This is a genomic window from Saccharothrix espanaensis DSM 44229, from assembly GCF_000328705.1.
Lineage (GTDB): Bacteria > Actinomycetota > Actinomycetes > Mycobacteriales > Pseudonocardiaceae > Actinosynnema > Actinosynnema espanaense.
On the sequence record NC_019673.1, the window covers coordinates 4,833,360 to 4,853,442 of the forward strand.

Annotated in this window: 20 protein-coding genes; 10 read left to right on the forward strand and 10 right to left on the reverse strand. The window is 73.5% G+C overall.

Features of this window, described 5'->3' with window-relative positions; translation table 11 throughout:
* Window positions 1-66: 66 nt before the first annotated feature.
* From BN6_RS21405 to BN6_RS21415, 3 genes are all read left to right on the forward strand, one after another.
* Window positions 67-1,797 (forward strand): ABC transporter ATP-binding protein, encoded by a 1,731-nt coding sequence (locus BN6_RS21405; protein WP_041317605.1) that lies wholly within the window; start codon window positions 67-69, stop codon window positions 1,795-1,797.
* Window positions 1,794-3,644, forward strand: coding sequence for an ABC transporter ATP-binding protein (locus tag BN6_RS21410; protein WP_015101815.1), 1,851 nt, complete (start codon window positions 1,794-1,796; stop codon window positions 3,642-3,644). Before BN6_RS21405 ends, BN6_RS21410 begins: the two co-directional genes overlap by 4 nt.
* Before the next feature lie 206 nt (window positions 3,645-3,850).
* On the forward strand, window positions 3,851-4,894 hold the full coding sequence (locus tag BN6_RS21415; protein WP_015101816.1) for a serine hydrolase domain-containing protein: 1,044 nt from the start codon (window positions 3,851-3,853) through the stop codon (window positions 4,892-4,894).
* 48 nt (window positions 4,895-4,942) lie between these two features.
* On the opposite strand, the gene BN6_RS21420 is transcribed toward BN6_RS21415, so the two are convergent.
* The gene (locus BN6_RS21420; protein WP_015101817.1) at window positions 4,943-5,857 is read right to left on the reverse strand and encodes an SDR family oxidoreductase; all 915 of its coding nucleotides are present in this window, start codon (window positions 5,855-5,857) and stop codon (window positions 4,943-4,945) included.
* 75 nt (window positions 5,858-5,932) lie between these two features.
* On the opposite strand from BN6_RS21420, the gene BN6_RS21425 reads away from it, so the two are divergent.
* Window positions 5,933-6,490: a TetR/AcrR family transcriptional regulator gene (locus BN6_RS21425; protein WP_015101818.1), complete on the forward strand. Its 558-nt coding sequence runs from the start codon at window positions 5,933-5,935 to the stop codon at window positions 6,488-6,490.
* A 106-nt stretch (window positions 6,491-6,596) separates the two neighbouring features.
* Here the strand turns inward: BN6_RS21425 and BN6_RS21430 are convergent, their stop codons facing one another.
* The 3 genes from BN6_RS21430 to BN6_RS21440 form a co-directional block, all read right to left on the reverse strand.
* Complete coding sequence (locus tag BN6_RS21430) at window positions 6,597-7,013, reverse strand: nitroreductase family deazaflavin-dependent oxidoreductase (protein WP_015101819.1); 417 nt, start codon at window positions 7,011-7,013, stop codon at window positions 6,597-6,599.
* On the reverse strand, window positions 7,010-7,555 hold the full coding sequence (locus BN6_RS21435) for a TetR/AcrR family transcriptional regulator (protein ID WP_197540168.1): 546 nt from the start codon (window positions 7,553-7,555) through the stop codon (window positions 7,010-7,012). Before BN6_RS21435 ends, BN6_RS21430 begins: the two co-directional genes overlap by 4 nt.
* An 80-nt stretch (window positions 7,556-7,635) precedes the next feature.
* Window positions 7,636-8,391, reverse strand: a complete 756-nt coding sequence (locus BN6_RS21440) for an SDR family oxidoreductase (protein WP_063641821.1) — start codon at window positions 8,389-8,391, stop codon at window positions 7,636-7,638.
* A 273-nt stretch (window positions 8,392-8,664) separates the two neighbouring features.
* On the opposite strand from BN6_RS21440, the gene BN6_RS42185 reads away from it, so the two are divergent.
* The gene (locus BN6_RS42185; RefSeq protein ID WP_051075672.1) at window positions 8,665-9,381 is read left to right on the forward strand and encodes a peptidase inhibitor family I36 protein; all 717 of its coding nucleotides are present in this window, start codon (window positions 8,665-8,667) and stop codon (window positions 9,379-9,381) included.
* A gap of 259 nt (window positions 9,382-9,640) precedes the next feature.
* A complete protein-coding gene (locus BN6_RS21450; protein ID WP_015101823.1) occupies window positions 9,641-10,027 on the forward strand; it encodes an SH3 domain-containing protein in 387 nt (128 codons plus the stop codon).
* Between the two features lie 63 nt (window positions 10,028-10,090).
* Here BN6_RS21450 and BN6_RS21455 read toward each other — a convergent pair whose 3' ends face one another.
* Window positions 10,091-10,714 (reverse strand): helix-turn-helix domain-containing protein, encoded by a 624-nt coding sequence (locus BN6_RS21455; RefSeq protein WP_015101824.1) that lies wholly within the window; start codon window positions 10,712-10,714, stop codon window positions 10,091-10,093.
* 42 nt (window positions 10,715-10,756) lie between these two features.
* Window positions 10,757-11,209, reverse strand: a complete 453-nt coding sequence (locus BN6_RS21460) for a GNAT family N-acetyltransferase (protein WP_015101825.1) — start codon at window positions 11,207-11,209, stop codon at window positions 10,757-10,759.
* 146 nt (window positions 11,210-11,355) lie between these two features.
* On the opposite strand from BN6_RS21460, the gene BN6_RS21465 reads away from it, so the two are divergent.
* Window positions 11,356-12,633, forward strand: a complete 1,278-nt coding sequence (locus BN6_RS21465; protein WP_148302955.1) for a sensor histidine kinase — start codon at window positions 11,356-11,358, stop codon at window positions 12,631-12,633.
* A complete protein-coding gene (locus tag BN6_RS21470; protein WP_041313543.1) occupies window positions 12,621-13,271 on the forward strand; it encodes a response regulator transcription factor in 651 nt (216 codons plus the stop codon). Before BN6_RS21465 ends, BN6_RS21470 begins: the two co-directional genes overlap by 13 nt.
* A gap of 91 nt (window positions 13,272-13,362) precedes the next feature.
* Here BN6_RS21470 and BN6_RS21475 read toward each other — a convergent pair whose 3' ends face one another.
* Window positions 13,363-14,229, reverse strand: a complete 867-nt coding sequence (locus BN6_RS21475) for an SDR family oxidoreductase (RefSeq protein WP_015101828.1) — start codon at window positions 14,227-14,229, stop codon at window positions 13,363-13,365.
* Window positions 14,230-14,411: 182 nt separating this feature from the next.
* Between BN6_RS21475 and BN6_RS21480 the strand changes: the two genes are divergently transcribed.
* On the forward strand, window positions 14,412-16,133 hold the full coding sequence (locus tag BN6_RS21480) for a hypothetical protein (protein WP_015101829.1): 1,722 nt from the start codon (window positions 14,412-14,414) through the stop codon (window positions 16,131-16,133).
* Between the two features lie 42 nt (window positions 16,134-16,175).
* On the opposite strand, the gene BN6_RS21485 is transcribed toward BN6_RS21480, so the two are convergent.
* Window positions 16,176-17,390 carry an MFS transporter gene (locus tag BN6_RS21485; protein WP_015101830.1) on the reverse strand — a complete coding sequence of 405 codons (1,215 nt, stop codon included), beginning with the start codon at window positions 17,388-17,390 and terminating at the stop codon, window positions 16,176-16,178.
* 104 nt (window positions 17,391-17,494) lie between these two features.
* Here BN6_RS21485 and BN6_RS21490 point away from each other — a divergent pair, with 104 nt between their 5' ends.
* Window positions 17,495-18,457 carry a LysR family transcriptional regulator gene (locus tag BN6_RS21490; RefSeq protein ID WP_015101831.1) on the forward strand — a complete coding sequence of 321 codons (963 nt, stop codon included), beginning with the start codon at window positions 17,495-17,497 and terminating at the stop codon, window positions 18,455-18,457.
* Here the strand turns inward: BN6_RS21490 and BN6_RS21495 are convergent.
* Together BN6_RS21495 and BN6_RS21500 are read right to left on the reverse strand one after the other, a co-directional pair.
* Window positions 18,393-19,409 carry an NAD(P)/FAD-dependent oxidoreductase gene (locus tag BN6_RS21495; protein ID WP_015101832.1) on the reverse strand — a complete coding sequence of 339 codons (1,017 nt, stop codon included), beginning with the start codon at window positions 19,407-19,409 and terminating at the stop codon, window positions 18,393-18,395. The two genes, BN6_RS21490 and BN6_RS21495, sit on opposite strands and share 65 nt — an antisense overlap.
* A 76-nt stretch (window positions 19,410-19,485) precedes the next feature.
* Window positions 19,486-20,064: a TetR/AcrR family transcriptional regulator gene (locus BN6_RS21500; RefSeq protein WP_015101833.1), complete on the reverse strand. Its 579-nt coding sequence runs from the start codon at window positions 20,062-20,064 to the stop codon at window positions 19,486-19,488.
* Window positions 20,065-20,083 lie beyond the last annotated feature (19 nt).

The following is a 20,083-nucleotide window of genomic DNA, read 5'->3' on the forward strand; positions in this document are numbered from 1 at the left end:
GTTTCTTATTCGACAGGTCTACCGTGCCCCACCGTAAGACACGGCACGTATCTTATGGGGGAAACGTTGCTAAACCGCCTACTCCGGACATACCTCCGTCCGTACCGGCGTGAGCTGATCATCGTGCTGGTGCTCCAGTGCGTCGGCACCGTCGCGTCGCTCTACCTGCCCAGCCTCAACGCCGACATCATCGACTTCGGCATCGCCCGCGGCGACAACGACTACATCCTGGCCACCGGCGGGTGGATGCTCGGGGTCACGCTGGTGCAGATCGGGTGCTCCGCCGGCGCGGTCTTCTACAGCGCCCGCACGGCCATGGCGTTCGGCCGGGACGTGCGCTCGGCCGTGTTCCACCGGGTGGGCGAGTTCTCCGCCCGCGAGGTCAACGCGTTCGGCCCGTCCTCGCTGATCACCCGCACCACCAACGACGTGCAGCAGGTTCAGCTGCTGGTGGTGATGGTGTGCACGATCCTGGTCACCGCGCCGATCATGTGCGCGGCGGGCATCGTGATGGCGCTGCGCGAGGACGTCGGGCTGTCCTGGCTGCTCGCGGTGTGCGTGCCGGCCATGATCATCGGGATCGGTCTGATCGTGATCCGCATGGTGCCGCAGTTCCGGCTCATGCAGGAGCGCATCGACGCGGTCAACCGGGTGCTGCGCGAGCAGCTCTCCGGCATCCGGGTGGTCCGGGCGTTCGTCCGCGAACCGGCCGAGACCAGGCGGTTCGCCGACGCCAACGCCGCGCTCACCGACACCGCGCTCAAGGTCGGCCGGCTGCAGGCGCTGATCTTCCCGGTCGTCATGCTGATGTTCAACGGCTCCAGCGTCGCCGTCATGTGGTTCGGGGCGCAGCGGCTGGACACCGGGGAGATGCAGATCGGCGCGCTGACCGCGTTCCTCAGCTACCTGATGCAGATCCTGATGTCGGTCATGATGGCCACCTTCATCTCCATGATGGTGCCGCGCGCCTCGGTCTGCGCGGAGCGGATCAACGAGGTGCTCGACACCGACTCCTCGGTGACCCCGCCGCTCGCCCCGGTGCGCGAACTGCCCGGGACGGCCGCCGTGGAGTTCCGGCACGCCGAGTTCCGCTACCCGGGCGCGGCCGAACCGGTGCTGCGCGACATCTCCTTCCGCGCCGAGGCCGGCCGCACCACCGCGATCATCGGCAGCACCGGCGCGGGCAAGACCACGCTGCTCTCGCTGGTACCCCGGCTGATCGACGTCACCGGCGGCGAGGTCCTGGTCAACGGCGCGGACGTGCGCGAACTCGCCCCGGACGTGCTGTGCGACCGGCTCGGCCTGGTGCCGCAGCGGCCGTACCTGTTCACCGGCACGGTCGCGAGCAACCTGCGCTACGGCAAGCCGGACGCGACCGACGACGAGCTGTGGTCGGCGCTGGAGATCGCCCAGGCGCGCGACTTCGTGGAGCAGATGGGCGGGCTGGAGTCGAGCATCGCCCAGGGCGGCACGAACGTCTCGGGCGGCCAGCGGCAGCGGCTGTCCATCGCGCGGGCCCTGGTCCGCCGGCCGGACGTCTACCTGTTCGACGACGCGTTCTCCGCGCTCGACCTGGCCACCGACGCCCGGCTGCGCGCCGCGCTGCGGCCGCACACCGCCAAGTCGGTGGTGATCGTCGTCGCGCAGCGCGTGTCCACCATCATCGACGCCGAGCGGATCGTGGTCCTGGACAACGGGTCCGTGGTCGGCGTCGGCACCCACCAGGAACTGCTGGACACGTGCCCCACCTACGTGGAGATCGTCCAGTCGCAGCTCAGTTCGGAGCAGGCCGCATGAGCGCACCCACCACGAACCGGCCCACCCCCGCCCGGATGGGCGGCGGCTTCCCCGGCGCGGGCATCCCGATGGGCAAGGCCGAGAACTTCGGGCCGTCGGCGAAACGACTGGTCCGCCGGATGAGCGGGGAGCGGGCCGCGCTGTCGGCGGTGCTCGCCCTCGGCGTGATCAGCGTCGCGTTCGCCGTGGCGGGCCCGAAGATCCTCGGGTACGCCACCGACATCATCTTCGACGGCGTGCTGCGGCGGGTCGGCGGGCAGCCCGGCGGCATCGACTTCACCGCCCTGGGCGAGGCGCTCGGCTGGGTCTCCGGCCTGTACCTGGCGTCCTCGGCGTTCGGCTGGGTGCAGGGGCGGATCCTCAACAAGGTGGTGCAGCGGTTCGTCTACCGGCTGCGCGCCGAGGTCGAGGACAAGCTGCACCGGCTGCCGCTGCGCTACTTCGACGGGCAGCCGCGCGGCGAGCTGCTCTCCCGGGTCACCAACGACATCGACAACGTCTCGACCACCCTCCAGCAGACGCTGAGCCAGCTGCTCACCTCGCTGCTGACGGTGATCGGCGTGCTGGTGATGATGGTGACCATCTCGCCGCTGCTGGCGCTGATCGCGCTGGCCCTGATCCCGCTGTCGGTGATCGCCACCAGCCGGATCCGCAAGCGGTCGCAGAAGCTGTTCATCGCCCAGTGGAAGCACACCGGGCAGCTCAACGCGCACATCGAGGAGTCCTTCACCGGCCACCAGCTGGTCAAGGTGTTCGGCCGGCAGCGCGAGTCCGAGGAGGAGTTCCGCCGCCGCAACGACGAGCTGCTGGAGTCGTCGCTGGGGGCGCAGTTCATCTCCGGCCTGATCATGCCGGTGATGATGTTCCTGTCCAACATCAGCTACGTGGCGGTGGCCGTGGTGGGCGGTCTGCGAATCACCTCCGGCGCGATGTCGCTGGGCGAGGTGCAGGCGTTCATCCAGTACTCGCGCCAGTTCGCGCAGCCGCTGACCCAGGTGGCGTCGATGGCGAACCTGATGCAGTCCGGCGTGGCCTCCGCCGAGCGGGTGTTCGAGCTGCTCGACGCCGAGGAGGAGGAACCGGACCCGGCGCAGGCCGCGGTGCCCGGCGAACGGCGCGGCCGGGTGGAGTTCCACGACGTGGCGTTCTCCTACAAGCCGGAGCAGCCGCTGATCCGGGACCTGTCGCTGGTGGCCGAACCCGGCCACACCATCGCGATCGTCGGCCCGACCGGTGCCGGCAAGACGACGCTGGTCAACCTGATCATGCGGTTCTACGAGCTCGACGCCGGCCGGATCACCCTCGACGGCGTGGACATCACCGCGCTGCGCCGCCAGGACCTGCGGGCCCAGACCGGCATGGTGCTGCAGGACACCTGGCTGTTCGGCGGCACGATCCGGGACAACATCGCCTACGGCAACCCGGACGCGACCGAGGAGCAGGTGCTGGCCGCGGCGCGGGCGACCTACGTGGACCGGTTCGTCCGGACCCTGCCGGACGGCTACGACACGGTGATCGACGAGGAGGGCTCGAACGTCAGCGCGGGCGAGAAGCAGCTGATCACCATCGCGCGCGCGTTCCTGGCCGACCCGTCGCTGCTGATCCTGGACGAGGCGACCAGTTCGGTGGACACCCGCACCGAGTCGCTGGTGCAGCACGCGATGGCCGCGCTGCGCTCGTCGCGCACCAGCTTCGTCATCGCCCACCGGCTGTCCACGATCCGCGACGCCGATTTGATCCTGGTGATGGAGTCGGGCCGGATCGTCGAGCAGGGCACGCACGAGGAGCTGATCGCCCTGGACGGCGCGTACCAGCGGCTGTACTCGGCGCAGTTCGCCGCGGTCTGACCCGGCGGGAGTGTCCCGCGTGCGCACGCGGGACACTTCCACCGCCGACCGGTCGGTGCGCCGAAGTGCGCGGCACGTCCCTGAGCCGGCTGGGTGTCTTCCCCGATCCCGGCGAGCCCGATCCCCTAGTCCCCCGGGTGGTTTCGCCGACGCTCGCCGGCGGTGAGGCTGGAGCGACGGATTCGCGTTGCGTGGAGGGGATTATCGTGAAATCAACGATGCTCGGCGTGGTCGTCGTGGCGGCGCTGGCGGTCTCGGGTGCGGGGGTCGCGTCGGCCGCCCCGTCGTCCTGGCAGTCCATGCTGGACGGCCTGGTGGCGGAGGGCGCGGTCGGGGTCACCGCCGAGGTGCGGGACGGCGCGGGGCTGTGGCGCGGCAGCGCCGGCGTGACGGAGGCGGGTGGGCCGCGGCCGCCGGTGGACGGGCGGTTCCGGGCCGGGAGCGTCACCAAGTCGTTCACCGCGACCGTGGTTCTGCAACTGGTCGACGAGGGCCGGGTGGCGTTGACCGACAGCGTGCAACGACTGGTGCCGGGTCTGCTGCCGCCGGGGCGGATCACCGTGCAGGACCTGGTGGGCCACACCAGCGGGTTGCCGGAGTACGGCCTGGCGTTGCTGGACACCGACGGCGTGCCGCTCCAGCGGTGGCGGACGTGGACGCCGGAGGAGCTGGTCCGCACCGCCCTGCGGGTCGCGGATCCCGAACCGCCCGGGAAGTTCGGGTACACCAACACCGATTACGTGCTGCTCGGCCTGGTCATCGAGAAGGTGACCGGCCGTTCGCACCGGCACGAGGTGGAGCGGCGGATCCTGCGACCGCTGGGGTTGGCCGACACCCGGGTCCCGGGGGCGTTCCCGTTCGTGACGGGGCCGCACGCGCGCGGCCACGTGGTGGCCGGCGGGAGGACCGTGGAGTACACCGCCGTCAACCCGACGCTGTTCGGCGCGGCGGGCGAGATCGTCTCGACCACAGCGGACTTGAACCGCTTCTACACCGGGCTGTTGGACGGGCGGCTGCTGCGCGACCCGGAGTTGGCGAAGATGAAGGCGAACGGCCTGGGCATGGAGCACGCGTACTTCGACCGGTGCCGGCAGTCGATGTACGGGCACGGCGGCGGAGTCCCCGGCTACAACGTGGTGAGCTTCCAGAGCGAGGACACCACCCGCCGGATCACGGTGTCGTGGACCGGCCGCACCACCGCCTCGATGAGCCCGCTCCTGACGTCGATGCTGGCGAAGGCCGCCTGCTGATCCGCCGGTGACGCGGCGGCACGGGTGCCGCTCCCCCACCCACGCTGGTCAGGAGTCCTGCACAAGTGACTGACCGGTGGACCTGCTCGCCGCTTCGGTGCCCCGCACGGCGAGCAGGTCCGCGTGGTCGGCGAGGAACCGCTCGAACGTGCGGGGGTCGCGGCCGGTCACGTCCCGCACGGTGGTGGTCGTGGTGTCCTGCGCGCCGGCGCCGACCTCGGCGAACAGCTCGGCGATGTCGGCCGCGAAGTCGGCGGGCAGGCCCTGGCCGGTGAGCCGGGCGGCCAACTCGTCGGGCGGCAGGTCGACGTAGCGGATGGTGCGGCCGGTCACGGCGGAGAGCCGGGCGGCGATGTGGCGGTGGTCGATCGCCTCGGGGCCGGTGAGCGCGAAGTCCTCGTTCCAGCGGGTGCCGGTGAGCAGTTCGGCGGCGACGGCGGCGATGTCGCGGCAGTCGACGTAGGCCACGCCCGCGTCGCCGTACGCGCCGAGGATGTCGCCGTCCTCGGTGACCAGGGCGGCGCCGGTGACGAAGTTCTGCATGAAGCCGGTGGGCTGGAGCACCGCCCAGTCCAGCCCGGAGGCGCGCAGGTGCCGCTCGGCCTCCCAGTGCGCGCCCAGGGCGAGCTTGCCGCCGTGGCGGGGCTTCCAGACCGACACCTTGACCACGGCCGACACGCCGGCCCGGACGGCCGCGTCGATCACCGTGCGCTGCCGGCGGGCGATGGGCTGCTCCCCCGGCCCGGCGGTCACACCGGTGCTGTTGAGGAACAGCCGGTCGACGCCGGTCAGCGCGGCGGTGATCGAGTCCGGGTCGTCGAAGTCGCCGACGACGTGGTCACAGCCCAGCTCCGCGCCCTTGGCCGCGCTGCGCACCAAAGCCCGGAACGGCACGCCGCGACCGGTCAGCTCTCCCACGAGAGACCGACCGATGGTGCCGGTGGCACCGGTGACCAGGATCATCCTCACCACTCCAGTTAAACTCGAGGGCACCTCGACCTACTAGATCGAGGGTGCCTCGACTTGGAGTGGACGTCAATGCCCCAGCCCGAGAAACGTCGTGCCGACGCCCGCCGCAACCGCGAGCGCCTCCTGGCCGCGGCGGACGCGGCATTCGGTGAACACGGCACCACGGCGTCCCTGGAGGCCGTGGCGCGCCGGGCCGGAGTCGCGATCGGCACCCTCTACGGCCACTTCCCCACCCGGCGCGCGCTGATCGGCGCGCTCCTGCACGACCGGCACGAAGCGCTGCTCGCGCTGGCCGGGCACCTGCGGGAGACCGTGCCGCCCGCGCAGGCGCTGGAACGGTGGATCGAGGCGGTGGTCGCCCACGCCGCGACCTACCGGGGCCTGGCCGCGGAACTGACCGGCGGCGCCGACGACACCGCCTCGGAACTGGCCGACGCCTGCCACCGGATGACCGACGCGAGCCAGGCGTTCGTGACCACCGCGCGGGAAGCCGGCGCGATCCGCGCGGAGGTCACCGGGGCGGACGTGTTCGCGTTGATCAACGCGGCGGCGTGGCTGCGCGAGCACACCTCGGCCGAGCGGTCCGAACGGTTGGTGCGCTTCACCGTCGACGGCCTGCGCCCGTGAGGCCGGCTACCGGGCTCGCCGACGGCAGCTCGCGCTGACACCGTCGCACCCCACTGCCGGCCGGCTCCGGACCGCGAGTCTCCGGAGTCGGCGGCGTGGGGTGGGATCAGCGTTCGAGGACCACGACCGGGATCAGGCGATCGGTCTTCTGCTCGTAGTCGGCGAAGCCGGGCGCGTGCGCGACCATGCCGGCGTAGAGGCGGTCGCGTTCCGCGCGGTCCTCGACCACCGAGGCGGTGGCCTCGAACTTCTCCTCCCCCACCTCCACGATCACCTTCGGGTCGGCCAGCAGGTTGTGGTACCAGGCCGGGTTCTTCGGCGCGCCGGCGTACGAGGCCGCGACCACCAGGCGGTCGCCGTCGCGGGTGTAGACCAGCGGCGTGAGGCGCGGCTCGCCGCTCTTCGCGCCCACCGTGGTGAGCAGCAGGAGGTCTCGCCCCTCGAACGGGCCGCCCACCACGCCCTTGTTGGCGCGGAACTCGGCGGCGATCTGCTGGTTGAAGTTGCGGCGTTCCTCGGTCATGCGGAGTCGTCCTCTCGTGGTGGTGTCGTGTGGCGCAGGCCGTCGCGGAGCACGCCGATCACCGGTTCCAGCGGCCCGCCTTCGTGGACCATGCAGCCGGTCAGCAGCGCTTTCACGTCGGCGTAGCAGACGTCCGGCCGGACCGCCCCGGCCTCCTGGGCACGGGCGAGCAGCGCGCGGGTCCGCCCTTCGACGTCCCGCCGCTCCCCGCACCCGCCGGTCAGCTCCCGCGCCAGCCCGCGGTGCGCCGCGCCCGACCGCACCAGGGACCCGAGGAACGCGAAGAACGCGCCACCCGGGTCCTCGCTCGCGGCCAGGGCGTCGGCCTCGGCCACCAGGTCCGCCGTGAGGGTCCGCAGCACGGCGGTGACCAGGTCGTCCTTCGTGGGGAAGTGCCGGCTGACGGTCCCGGTGCCGACGCCCGCGCGCCGCGCGATCTCGTGCACCGGCACCGACAAGCCCTCGGTCGCGAACACGTGCGCCGCGACCTCCAGCACCCGAGCCCGGTTGCGCCGCGCGTCGGCGCGCAACGGTCGTTCCACCACGCCCTCCGACGGCTGACACGGCTAACCGGGACACTCGTCCCGATTGTACCGAGCGATTCGCACGTCCCACCCCCCGGTCACCCGGCCGGGTAGCGCTCGTCCAGCCACTCGCCGAAGGACTCGCCGGCGATCACGGCGTCCGGCCCGGGGAGCAGAGCGCCGGCCGCCAACCGCGCCTGGTCCGGGTCGTCCCCGGCGGGCACCTCCTCGACCCGCATTGCCGCGCCCCGCCGCTCGACGAGCAGGCGCACCGCGTCGACCAGCCGGAACTCCTCCGGCCCGGCGATGTCGACCAGCGCCGGCACGTCCTCCACCAGCACTGCTTCGACCACCTTCTCGGCCACCGCGCGGGACGAGACCAGTTGCGCGCGCACCTCCGGCACGCGGGCCACGTCGCCCTCGGTGGTCCACTCCAGCACCATGCCGGGGAACTCGTGGAACTGCGCCGCCCGCACGACCCGCACCGGCACCCGCCCCTCCGCCAGCGCCCGCTCCTGCGCGAGCTTCCCGGCGTAGTGGCCGGAGGTGAACGGGTCGATGCCGATGATCGAGACCAGCACGATCCGCCGCACCCCCGCCGCCGCGCCCTCCCGCTGGAGGTTGCGCGCGGACGTGCCGAAGAAGTCCACCACCACGTCGGTGTCCTGCGACGACACGTTCACCGCGTCCACCACGACCTCCACGCCGGCCAACGCCGCCGCGAGCCCTTCGCCGGTGTAGACGTCCACCCCGGCCGAACGGGCGATCGGCACCACGTCGTGCCCCCGCCGCCCCAGGACGTCGACCACGACCGCGCCGATCCGCCCGTTCGCTCCCACAACCGCGACCTTCACCGTCACTCCTCCGGATTCCCGATGCTCCCGCGAACCCGACGAAACGGGAGGACGCGGCGTGACAACGGAACCAGGTGATCGCGGTCACCCCCGACGGATCGCCGGTTCAGGTGAACCGCTTGTCAACGTGTTCCCGTGGCACACCTTCCCTGTCACCGTTGCCGCACGCGGTCCGACCCTGCCGGTCGAGGCGTACGACACCGCCCGGCCGGCCAACCCGTCGCGTGGGAGAACGATGGGCAACGAGACAACCGGAACCGGGCGCCGGGGCGGGTGGCCAAAGCTCCCGAGGGCGCCGGCCCGGCGGCCGTCTTCGCCCGGCGGTTGTGGGAGCTCAAGCAACGCGCGGGTGACCCGTCCTACGACTCCATGCGCAAGGACCACGGCGCGCTGGCCTCGAAATCGGCGTTGTCGGCGGCGGCGCGCGGCGCGCAGCTGCCGTCCTGGGAGACCACCTGGGAGTTCGTCCGATCGCTCGCGGTCGGCGTGCTCGGCCAGGACGAGCAGCGCGTTCACGCGACGTGGCGACAGCGGTGGGACCAGGCGGCCGCCGCGGTCCTGGCCCAGGCCGCGCCGGTGGAACGCCCGCCGGCGGCACCGTGGATCAGGCGGCGCAAGTGGTGGCTGCTGGGCGCGGTCGCCGCGATCGTGATCGGGGTGCTGCTGGTCACCGCGTCGCGATCGCGGCCGGAACACCCGACGCCGACGACGATCGCCGAACCGTGCGAGGCGACGTGGCTGTGCCTGTACCGGAACACCGGCTTCGACGACATGAACTTCCGGACCCAGCGGCAGAACATGTGCTGGCGGCTCGCCGACTACCACTTGCAGGACGCGGTCTTCTCCTACGACAACAACCTGCCCATCACCGCGCACTTCTACGACTCGGCGAAGAACCGGGTCGGGGACATCCGCGCCGGCGACAGCAGTCCGGACAGCTCGGCCCTGCCCGGCGCATTCTGGTTCTGCACCGGCTCCGCCCGGCCGTGACGTGACTGCCCACTGCTCCAAGCCAAATCGCTGAACTGCGTTTATACCGGGATTTGGCCATAGTCGAAACACCGCCGGGAAGTGCTCTTCCCCCACCGTCGGAGCGCGTCATACGGTTGGCCGGCCGGATACCCCGGCGATGAATGGGCCACCGACAGGACCGGCCCTGGACTTTATCACCGCCGGGACAGCACAACGGCGACGAGCCGCCCGAAAAGGCGCGGCCATCGGGAACGACCATCCGAAAATGGTGACGACGATGAACAAGACACTGTCCGCGATCACCCTGGCGACAACCCTGTTCGGCTGCGCGACGCTCGGCGGCGTCGCCGGAGCGGATCCCGCTCCGGCGGCCGGCCTCCAGTCCCCGGCCGACCGGACCTCGATCGCGGCGGCGCGCTGCGCCGGCTACGGCTGGGTCATCTCCAACACCGACGGGCTGCACGTGCGATCCGGCCCTGGTACCAACTACGACATCCTCGTCACGGTGAACCGCGGCCACCGGCTGTCCTGCTTCCCGGTGGTGGCCGGTGGGCGGTACACCGCCTGCGGGACGACCGACGCCAACGGCTGGATCCCGGTCGACCGGGACGGCAACGCCCGTATCGACGGCTACGTGGCGAGCACCTGCGTCCGGGACGCCTGACGACCTCCGCGAGAAACCCGGGACCCGGGCGGGGATACGGCCACAGCGCGATCCCCGTCCGGGCTACCGTCCACTGTGGACTTGACTCTGCGGCACGGCGCCGGGCTGACGGGCGGTGCGCGCCCGGACGTGGGCGCGCTCGCCCTGCGGTCCGAACAGGACGAGCGTCTCCACGGCGCGGCCGTCGGACGAGCCGAGCCAGTGCGGCAGCGCGGTGTCGAACTCGGCGGCCTCGCCGGCGGCCAGCACCAGGTCGCGGTCGCCGACCACCAGCCGCAGCCGGCCGTCGAGGACGTACACCCACTCGTAGCCGCCGTGGGTCTGCGGCGTCGGTTCGGCCGGCTCCCGCCGGCTCGGGATGAGCATCTTGAACGCCTGCACCCCGCCCGCCCGGCTGGTGAGCGGGATGAACGTCATGCCGTGGCGGTGGATCGGTCGCAAGTGGATCCGCGGGTCGCCGGTGCGCGGCGCGCCGACGAGGTCGTCCAGCGGCACCCCGTACACGCGGGCCAGCGGCAGCAGCAACTCCAGGGTGGGCCTGCGGTCGCCGCTCTCCAGCCGGGACAGGGTGCTCTCCGACGTGCCGGTCTCGGTCGACAGGTCGGCCAGGGTCAGCCCGCGCCGCTTGCGCAGGGCGCGCAGCCGGGGGCCGACCGCCGCGAGCACCGGTTCCGTCTCGTCCGCCACGACACCCGATCCTGCCACGCCGGGGCGCGGCCGACCGGGCGGTCAGCGCGGCCCGACGTCGAACGCGAGCTCCGGCCGTTCCCAGGTGACCTTGGGCGGCCGGGCCGGGACCACGCCCACCCGGCGGGCGCCCATCCGCCGGTAGAACCCCTCGGCCGGCGGGTGCGACACGACCTTGACCGTGGTCAGGCCCCGCGCGCGGGCCTGCTCCAGCAGGTGGCCGACCAGCCGCGCGCCCAGGCCCGCGCCCTGCGCCCGGTCCGCGACGAACAGCATGTCCAGCTCCGCCGGGTCGGTGATCAGGCTGTAGAAGCCGAGCACCTCGCCCGCCGCCCCGGCCAGGAACGTCGGGTGCGCGCGCACGTGCTCGGCGGTCACCCGGAAGTCGTGCAGGATCGAGGCGTACTCGCCGCTGTAGGCGGAACACCCGTGCATGAGGGTGGTCAACGCCTCGGCGTCCTCCGGACCGGCCGGCACGATCTCGACGGTGCTCACGCCGCCACCCTAGCGACGTGGAGCCGCGGCACGGGTGGCGAACGCCCGCCGGTCCACAAGGGAGTGACCGCCCCCTCGTCCGCCGCACCCCCTCCGCCGGGTTACCCTGGGTCACCTGGAGTTTCGAGGAGACGGGCGAGCACGGTGTGAGCGGGGAGAACGCGCGGGTCGGCCGGTGGGCCGGTCTTCGGCACCGCCTGCGCGACGCGATCCGCTCGTGCGGCTACCTGGTCGTCGGGTTCGGCACCTCCCTGGTCTCGCTGCTCGCGCTGACGGTGCTGCCCGCACTGACCGTCGTGCTGGGCCTGCTGCTGGTCGGCGTGTTCGGCATCCCCCGGCTGGCCGGCGCGCTGCGCGTGCTGATCGGCTTCGACCGCCGCCGGGTGGCGCGCTACCTCGGCGTCGAGGTGCCCGTCCCCTACCGCCCGCTGGAGGGCCCGGCGTCGGTCCGGCTGGCCACCACCCTGTCCGACCCGGCCACCCGCCGCGACCTCGTCTGGCTGCTGTTCCACGCCGTGGTCGGGATTCCGCTCGGCATCATCGGGCTCACCCTGTCGCTGGGCACCGTGTTCGGGCTCACCATCCCGCTGTGGTGGTACCTGCTCCCGGCGGACAAGCCGGTCAGCATGATCCACCAGATCACCTCCTGGCCCACCGCGCTCAGCTCGTTCGGCCAGGGCGTCGCGTACGTGGTGATCGCGCTGCTGATCGCGCCACCGCTGGCCCGGCTGCACGCCCGGGTCGGCCGGCGGCTGCTCTCACCGGGGCGCGGCGGCCGGGTCCGGCTGGCCGAGCAGGTCGCGCGGCTGTCGGTGAGCCGGGCCGCCGCGCTCGACGCGCACGGCATGGAGCTGCGGCGGATCGAGGGCGCGCTGCACGACGACACGCAGAACCGGATCGTCGCGGTGTCGATGCACCTGGGCATGGTGGAAAGCGCGTTGCGCCGCGATCCGGAGACCGCCCTGCCGCTCGTGCTGCGCGCGCAGGACGCCGCGACGGACGCGCTGGCCGGCCTGCGCGAGGTGGTGCGCGGCATCTACCCGCCGATCCTGGCCGACCGGGGCCTGGACGGGGCGCTGACGTCGCTGGCGTCGCACTCGGGGGTGCCGTGCGAGCTGGACGTGGTGGACGTGCCGCGCGCGCCGACGGCCGTGGAGGCGGCGGCGTACTACGTGGTGTCGGAGGCCCTGACCAACGTGTCCAAGCACAGCGGCGCCCGCTCGGTGCGGGTCCGCGTGGCCGGCGCGAAGGGCAACCTGCGGATCACCGTCACCGACGACGGGCTGGGCGGCGCGGCCGAGGGCCAGGGCCGGGGGCTGACCGGGATGCGCCGCCGGGTCGAGGCGTTCTCCGGGGCGATGTCGCTGACCAGCCCGCCCGGCGGCCCCACCGTGCTGGAAGTGGTGCTGCCGTGCGCGTCCTGATCGTCGAGGACGACGCCCTGCTGCGCGAAGGGCTGACCCTGCTGCTGCGGTCCGAGGGGGTCGAGGTGACCGGCACCGCCGAGACCGCCGACGACTTCCTCGACGCGCTGGCCGGCGGGCTGCCGGACGTGGCGGTGGTCGACGTGCGCCTGCCGCCGACCTACCGCGACGAGGGCCTGCGCGCGGCGGTCGAGGCCCGTCGCCGGCACCCGGGCCTGCCGGTGCTGGTGCTCTCCGCGCATGTCGAGCACAGCTACGCGTTGGAGCTGCTCTCCGGCGGCGGCAAGGTCGGCTACCTGCTCAAGGAGCGGGTGGGCCGGGTGGCGAAGTTCCTCGATGCGCTGCACCGCGTGGTCGGCGGCGGCACCGCCATCGACTCCGAGGTGATCGCCCAGCTGCTCACCCGGCGGCAGCGCGGCACCGAGCTGAAACGGCTGAGCAACCGCGAGCGCGAGGTGCTGGCGCTGATGGCCGAGGGCCAGGACAACACCGAGATCGCCGGGTCCCTGGCGGTGTCGGACACGGCGGTGGCCAAGCACATCCGCAACGTCTTCGCGAAGCTCGACCTCCAGCAGAGCGAGGGCGGCCACCGCCGCGTGCCGGCGGTGCTCGCCTACCTCCAAGGCGCACCGCGCTGACCCCCGACCAGTCAGGTCAGCGCAGTGTCGACCGGCTCTGGGCAGGTCGGTTTTGGGCAGGTCGGCGCAGTGTCGGTCGGTTTCGGGCTTGTCAGCTCTGGGCGGCGCGCACCACGTCGGCCAGGGGCGTGGCGGGGTGGCCGGTGAGGCGTTCGACGTCCTTGGTCACCTCGGCCAGTTCGCCCTTGGCGATGGCGGTGTAGGTGGAGACCCACGCGTCGAGCATCCAGTCCGGGGCCTTGTACGGCGCACGCGACAGGTACGCCTCCTCGACGGTTTCCCGCTCGTAGACCGCCGGGCGGCCGGTGACCTCGGTCAGGATCGCGGTCACCTCGTCCAGGGTCAGCGCCTGCGGCCCGGTCAGGCTGTACACCGCGCCCGCGTGCTCCGGGGCGGCCAGCAGCACGGCGACGGCGGCCTCGGCGATGTCGTCCAGCGCGACCACGGAGACCCGGCCGTCCTCGGCGGGACCCCGGATCACCCCGTCCTGGCCCGCCATCGACGGCATCAGGTCGGCGTACATGTTGTCCCGCAAGAACGTGTGCGCCAGACCGCTCGCCCGGATGTGCTGCTCGGTCGCGTGGTGGTCGCGCGCCAGCGTGAAGGTCGCGTCCGGCGACGCGCCGAAGAACGAGATGTAGACCAGGTGCGCCACGCCCGCGTCGACCGCCGCGTCCACGAACGCCCGGTGCAGGTCGACCCGGTCGGCCGTCTCCGGTGCCGACACCATCAGCACCCGCTCGACGCCCTCCAGGGCGGCCCGGACCGCCGCGCGGTCGCCGTAGTCGCCGGGCACGGCCGTCGCGCCCGGCAGTTCCGGCGCACGGGCCGGGTCGCGCAGCAGGAGTCGTTGCGGCACACCGGCTTCGGCGAGCCGGCAGGCGACGCGGCCACCCAGCCGTCCGGTCGCGCCGGTGACCGCGACGGGGGCGTCGGAACGGGTGGGCTGCTCGGTCATGCGGGCTCCCTGCGGGTCGTGCGTCGGCGGTGCGCCCGTCCGGGCGGGCACACCGAGCAGGCTAGTCGGACCGACCGGTTCCGGCAGGGCCGGTCCACGTCCCGCCGATCCGGCGTTGTGCGCCGGTCCCGAGAGGAGAACGCTGGGTGGCTCCCGCGGAACCCGACGAGAGGAACAACCGCATGTCCCGCTTATGCCAGTCGACCGGAGCGCTCCTGCTCACCGCCCTGCTGGCCCTGGGGGTGTCGGTGGGACCGGCCGCCGCCCAGACCACCGACCCACCCGAGACCTCCAGACCCGCCCCGACCGACACCACCACCCCGCAATCCCCCACCACCGAAACGCCGATCCCGGTACCCACGACCCCGGCACCGACGCCCGCGCCCCCGTACCCACCGGACCCGGCGCCACCGGGATCCACGCCGACCGCGCCCGTCGAGCCGCCGACCGCGGCGGCCCCGGAAGCCGGCGTCGACCTGCGGATCGCGGTGGTGTACGACAAGCCCGCCTACTACGCGCACGAGGTCGTCCGGGCGCGCGCGACGGTGACCAACGTCGGAACGGCGACCGCCACCGGCGTGGGCGTCACGTCGACCGGCAACATCGACAGCAACTACTGGTCCGGCTTCGGCTGGCCGGGTGTCACGCTGGAACCGGGCCAGTCCGCCCAGGGCACGGCGAGCGGCTACGCGCACTACCCGGAGCGCGGGGAGGTCCGGCTCGTCGTCACGACGACCGCCGCCGAGCCCGACGCCTCCCCCGCGGACAACACCGTCACCGCCGCGGTCCCGATCAGCATCGTGCGCGGCACCTACTCGGGCGTCGTGTACCTCGACACCAACGGCAGCGGCACGATGGACCCCGGTGAGCGGGCGGCCGGCTTCGGGATCCGGTTGCAGGGCGGCCACCCGTGGGGTTCCTACACGGTCCACACCGATTCGAACGGGCGTTTCACCGCCACCGTGCCGGTCGGTCGGTACGTCGTGGAGTTCGCCGGCTCCGAGTGGTGGTTCCCGCCGACCGGGGTCGAGATCGACGACGTCGACGACCCGGACGTGCTGCTCCGCGGCGCCGGCCGGGTGGAGGGGCAGATCACCGCGACCGCCGCGTTCACCAAGCCGGCCTACGCCCAGGACGACATCTCCGTCCTCGCGCTGACCTTGACCAACTCCGGCCCCACGGCCGTCCCCGAGCTCAAGGCGACCTGCTGGTCCATCTACGGCGTGCTGGTCGACCTCGGTGAGCTCGGCAGCGAGCAGGGCACCAGCGTGCCCGGCGGCACGTCGCGGACCTACCCCGTCACCTTCCGGGTCACGCCCGAGGCGGCGCGGGCCGGGCACCTGCGGGTGGACTGCACCGTCGGCGCGCCGCCGAACGGCAACGGCGCGATCAGGGTCGAGGCGGTGGCCCGGGTGCCCGGCGCGCACGCGGACCGGGCCGTCGGACGCCTGCTGCGCCTGCTGCCCCGCGGCGTCACGTGCGCCATGTGCCCGCCGGCCGCCGAACCGCTGACCGGGGTGAAGGTGTACCTGCGCAACCAGGTCACCGGCCAGGTGGTCGCCCGCGCGGTGAGCGGTCTGCAGGGCAGCTTCGAGTTCCACGACCTGCCCGCCGACCTGTACGACTTCGGCGTGGTCGGCCCGTGGAAGGCGACCGGGCCGTTCGAGGTGCGGGCCGGTGACAACGGCGGGAACCCGACGATCGTCTACGTCGAGTCCGCTCCCGACCAGCCCGACCCGGACCAGCTCGACCCGGGTGCCGGACCTCCGCCGGGAGGCGCGCCCGCGCACGACCCGGACGCCCTGGCCGCGACCGGCGTCGGGGTCGGCTGGCTCGCGCTGTCCGGCCTGCTGTCCCTGGTGGCCGGTGTCGCGCTGGTGAGCCGGCTCGGCAGGCGCGCCTGACCGCACTCCCGCCCGGCCGGTCGACGCGGCCGGGCGGGGGTGTCAGTGCCGCCGCGCGAAGTCGGGCTCCGGCACGGGGTCCGCGCGGGGCAGCAGGAACGGGGTCGCCAGCAGCAGGATCCCGGCCGTCAGGACCGCCTCGCGAACACCGACCATCGCCGCCAGCACGCCCCACAGCGCCGTCAGGGCGGCGGTGGTCAGGGCGCTGGTGACCGACCACGCCGCCAGCGTGCGGGCGACCCGGTCCGCGCCGGTCCGCTCCAGCCGGTGGGTGGCGAACACCGGGTTGAACACGCCCACGCAGGTCACCAGTCCGAACTGGACGACGAGGACGAGCACCAGCCCGCCCGGTCCGGGCCCGACGAAGGCCAGGCCCAGCGACCAGCACGCGCGCAACGTCCCGGCGACGCGCAGCACGCGGTGCGCCCCGAACCGCGCGACCAGCGGCCGGGCCAGCCGCGCGCCGACCAGCCCGCCCAGGCACGGCAGCCCGAACGCGAGCCCGTACTCCCAGGCCGAGAACCCCAGCGGGCCGAGCATGAGCAGCGCGACCGGCGGCGCGATCGCCATGATCAGGCCGTTGACCAGCAGGGTGTTGCCGAACAACGGCCGCAGCGTCGGGTGCCGCAGGACGTGCCGCCAGCCTTCGAGCAGGTCGCCGACGCGCAGCCGCTCGCCGGCCCGCGCCGGCGGCGGCTCGGCACCGCCGATCGCCCGGATCCCGATGGCCGACAGCAGGTAGCTCGCAGCGTTCGCGGCGACCGTGACCACCGGGCCGAACACCCCGACCGCCAGGCCGCCCAGTGGCGGCCCCAGCGCGGTGGCGGTCCACGTCGTGGCCTCGAACCGGCCGTTCGCGATCAGCAGGTCTTCCTTGCCCACCAACGACTTCAGGTAGGCGCCACTGGCCGCCCGGAACGCGATGTCCGAGGCCGCGACCACCACCGACACCACCACGAGCTGACCGAAACCCAACCACCCGGCCAGGTGTGCCACCGGCACGCTCGCCACCGCCGCGAACCGGACCAGGTCGGTCGCGACCATCACCGGGCGCTTGCGGCGGAACTCCACCCACGGCCCCAGCGGCACCGCCACGACCGCGCCCACCGCACGTCCGACCGCCGCCAGCGCCGACACCTCGACCGGCCCGGCGTGCAGCACCAGGACCGCTATGAGGGTGAAGGCGTCGAACGCGAGGCACGCGCCGAACGTGCTCACCGCGAACGACGCCCACAGCCACCCGAACCGCCGTCCCATCCCCCACCTCCGGACGAGATCCAAGCGACCGGACGGCCGGTGCGGCAAACAACCCCGCGGGCACCGGGGCACAACCGGCGGTTGTGCGGCTAGGGTCCTGCGGCGTGGATCTCGCTGCCGTGCGCACCTTCGTCGCCGTAGTGGACGAGGGCCGGTTCCAGCGGGCCGCCGAGGACCTGGCGATCAGCCAGCAGGCGGTGTCCAAGCGGATCGCCGCGCTGGAGAAGGAACTCGGCGTGCGGCTGTTCACCCGGACCGCGCAGGGCGCGCGGCTGTCGGCGGACGGCGAGGCGTTCCTGCCCCACGCCCGGGACCTGCTCGACGCCGCCGGGCGGGCGGTGGCGTCGGTCCGGCCCGAACGGCGGGCGCTGCGGGTGGACGTGATCGGCCGCAAGCTCGCGCCGGCCGACCTGCTGCGCGACTTCCACCGCGCGCACCCCGAGGTCGAGCTGCACGTGGTGACCCTGCACGACGCCGACGCCGCGACCGCCGCCCTGCTCGCCGGCACGGTCGACGCCTCGTTCCGGGCGGCGGGCGCGCTGCCGCCCGGCATCGAGGCGGTCCGGGTGCTCGACGAGCCGATCCAGCTGCTCACCGGCCCGCGCCACGAGTTCGCCGAGGCGGGCGCGGTGCGGCCGGCCGACCTCGCCGGCCGGCGGATCTGGATGCCCGGGATCGCGGGCACCGAGTGGGGCGAGTTCTACGAGGGGCTCGCCGCCGAGTTCGGGTTCACGCTCGACCCGGTCGGCCCGCACTACGGCACCGAGCCGCTGCTGGACGTGATCACGCGCTCGGCGGACCTGGCGGCGTTCGTGGGCGGGCAGACCCGGCTGCTCCGGGCGCCCGAGCACGACCTGCGCCGGGTCGACCTGCACCACCCGACGCCGGTCTACCCGCACTCGGTGCTGTGGCGGGCGGGCAACCCGCACCCGGCACTGGCCGCGCTGCGCGGGTACCTGGGCTCCCGGCCCGCCCTGCCGGACAGCTGGGCGCCCGGCCCGCTCAGCGGCCGTGCGGACGCTCGCCCGGCACCGCCGCACCCTCCCGGGCCCCGGAACCCGCGGTGACCGGGTCCCGGTAGGCGTCGACGGCCAGTCGGGTCTCCTCCGCGACCAGGTCGGCGTTGATCTGCGCGCCGGCCATGGCACCGGCGGCGGCGGCCGCGCCGACCTGCGCGGCCAGGTCGGCCGAGTTTCCCGCGACCCAGACACCGTGCACGTCGGTCCGGCCCGTCGGGTCGGCGGCCAGGTGCTCGCCCGCCCCGGACGGGTGCTCGACCGGGTGCAGCCCGATCGCGCGCAGGAAGCCGACCCGGGCGACCATGCGCGGCGCGACCACCAGCGCGTCGCGGGCGACCACCGTGCCGTCGGCCAGTCGCACGCCGGTCAGCCGGTCGTCGGCGACCTCGACGGCCGCGACCTGCCCGGCCACGATCCGGATGCCGCGCGCGGCCAGCCGTTCGGTCTCGTCGGCAGCGGGTTCCGCGCCGTTGGCGAAGTAGGTGACGTCATCGGTGAGTTGCCGGAACAGCAACGCCTGGTGGACCGACATCGGCCCGCCGGCCAGCACGCCGACCGCCCGGTCCCGGACCTCGTAGCCGTGGCAGTACGGGCAGTGCAGGACCTCGCGCCCCCACCGCTCGCGCAGCCCCGGCACGGCCGGCAGCTCGTCCACCAGGCCGGTGGCGACCAGCAGCCGCCGCGCGCGGACCGCGCGCCCGTCGGCCAGCGTCACGGCGAACCCGTCGTCGGCGAAGGCCACCGCGTCGACCCGGCCGGGCACGACGTGGCCGCCGTAGGATCGGACCTCGTCCCGTCCGCGCGCCAGCAGTTCGGCCGGCGGGGTCCCCTCCCGGCCGAGCAGTCCGTGCACGCCGTCGGCGGGGGCGTTGCGGGGCTCGCCGGCGTCGACCACCACCACCGAGCGCCGCGAGCGGGCCAGCATCAAAGCCCCGTTCAAGCCGGCCGCCCCGCCGCCGACCACCACCACGTCATAGCTGTCACCCAGCTGATCGGTCATCACGACCACCTCCGCGACCCACCTTGCGACCCGGCCGCGAGTTCCGCACGTTTTGTTGCCGTTCCGGCAAGTGGCCTCAGAGGTCCGGCCACCCCGCGCGGAGGTGGGCGAAGGCGGTGCGCAGCGCGGCCCGGGGGTCGGGCTCCAGGGCCGCGAGGTCCGGGACCTCCAGCACGAACCGGGCGAGCAGGCGCAGCGAGAGCTCCGCCGGGTCGCCGCCGGTCTCCTCGGCGATCACCCGGGCGAGCACCGCCTCGTTGTCGGTCCAGAGCTTGCGGGCGTGGGCGCGCAGCGCGGGGGTCTCGACCACGAGCCGGGTGCGCCGCCGGTGGTCGGGGTCCAGGTCTGCCGCGAACGGGCCGCGGGTGGCCAGGAAGTCGCGCAGGGCGTCGAGGACCGACCCGCCCGCGGGCCGGTCGCGCACCGCCGCGGTCAGCGCCTCGGCGCGCTCGCCGCCGTCACCGAGGACGAGCGCCTCCTTGCCGCCGGGGAAGTGCACGAACAGCGTGGAGACGGCCGTGTCGGCGGCGGCGGCGATCTCGGCGACGGTGACCTGGTCGAACCCGCGCTCCAGGAACAGCCGCAGCGCCGCGTCGGCCAGCGCCTGCCTGGTCGCCGCCTTCTTGCGCGCACGCCGGCCCGGGATCTCCGCCATGCCGACCACCCTAACAAAC

What these genes read in the sequence shown, in the direction of transcription:
- BN6_RS21475 (WP_015101828.1), bottom strand. Translation starts at nt 14,229, where the DNA reads ATGACCGAGCAGCCCACCCGTTCCGACGCCCCCGTCGCGGTCACCGGC.
- BN6_RS21500 (WP_015101833.1), bottom strand. Translation starts at nt 20,064, where the DNA reads ATGGCGGAGATCCCGGGCCGGCGTGCGCGCAAGAAGGCGGCGACCAGG.
- BN6_RS21450 (WP_015101823.1), top strand. Translation starts at nt 9,641, where the DNA reads ATGAACAAGACACTGTCCGCGATCACCCTGGCGACAACCCTGTTCGGC.
- BN6_RS21425 (WP_015101818.1), top strand. Translation starts at nt 5,933, where the DNA reads ATGCCCCAGCCCGAGAAACGTCGTGCCGACGCCCGCCGCAACCGCGAG.
- BN6_RS21410 (WP_015101815.1), top strand. Translation starts at nt 1,794, where the DNA reads ATGAGCGCACCCACCACGAACCGGCCCACCCCCGCCCGGATGGGCGGC.
- BN6_RS21495 (WP_015101832.1), bottom strand. Translation starts at nt 19,409, where the DNA reads ATGACCGATCAGCTGGGTGACAGCTATGACGTGGTGGTGGTCGGCGGC.
- BN6_RS21480 (WP_015101829.1), top strand. Translation starts at nt 14,412, where the DNA reads ATGTCCCGCTTATGCCAGTCGACCGGAGCGCTCCTGCTCACCGCCCTG.
- BN6_RS21420 (WP_015101817.1), bottom strand. Translation starts at nt 5,857, where the DNA reads ATGATCCTGGTCACCGGTGCCACCGGCACCATCGGTCGGTCTCTCGTG.
- BN6_RS21485 (WP_015101830.1), bottom strand. Translation starts at nt 17,390, where the DNA reads ATGGGACGGCGGTTCGGGTGGCTGTGGGCGTCGTTCGCGGTGAGCACG.
- BN6_RS21430 (WP_015101819.1), bottom strand. Translation starts at nt 7,013, where the DNA reads ATGACCGAGGAACGCCGCAACTTCAACCAGCAGATCGCCGCCGAGTTC.